This window comes from Cytobacillus sp. Bac17, assembly GCF_024519925.1.
GTDB classification, from domain to species: domain Bacteria; phylum Bacillota; class Bacilli; order Bacillales; family Cytobacillaceae; genus Cytobacillus; species Cytobacillus pseudoceanisediminis.
Genome location: NZ_JALJRC010000121.1, coordinates 1 through 351 on the forward strand (window position 1 = coordinate 1; position 351 = coordinate 351).

The window sequence follows — 351 nt, forward strand, 5'->3', positions numbered from 1 at the left end:
GGGGCAATTTTCTTAAAATTCCGGTGGTAAATATTACTATAAAAAAACACCCCCATCTTATCCCTTTTTTCTTATTTTTTTCTTCTCCCTTTCTTTCCTCCCCTTCTCTCCTCTTTCTTTCCCTCTTCCTTTCCCTCTCTTCCCTTCTCCCCTCCCTTTTTTCCCTCTTCTCCTCCTTCCTCCTCCTTTCTCCTTTTTCCCCTCTCTTCCTTTCTCTTCTCTTTCCTCTTCTTCTCCTTTTTCTCCTCCTCCCTCCCTCTCTCCTTCCTCTTTCCTCTCCTTTCCTTCCCTTTCCCCTTCCTTTCCTTCTCTCTTCCTCTCTTCTTTTCTTTCCCTCTCTTTCCCTTCTCT

General features: G+C 44.4%; 1 protein-coding gene. It reads right to left on the bottom strand.

Features of this window, described 5'->3' with window-relative positions; genetic code table 11:
- Positions 1-71: 71 nt before the first annotated feature.
- Positions 72-351: hypothetical protein (locus NR125_RS30365; protein WP_256816905.1), on the bottom strand; the 280-nt coding region annotated here is incomplete at its 5' end.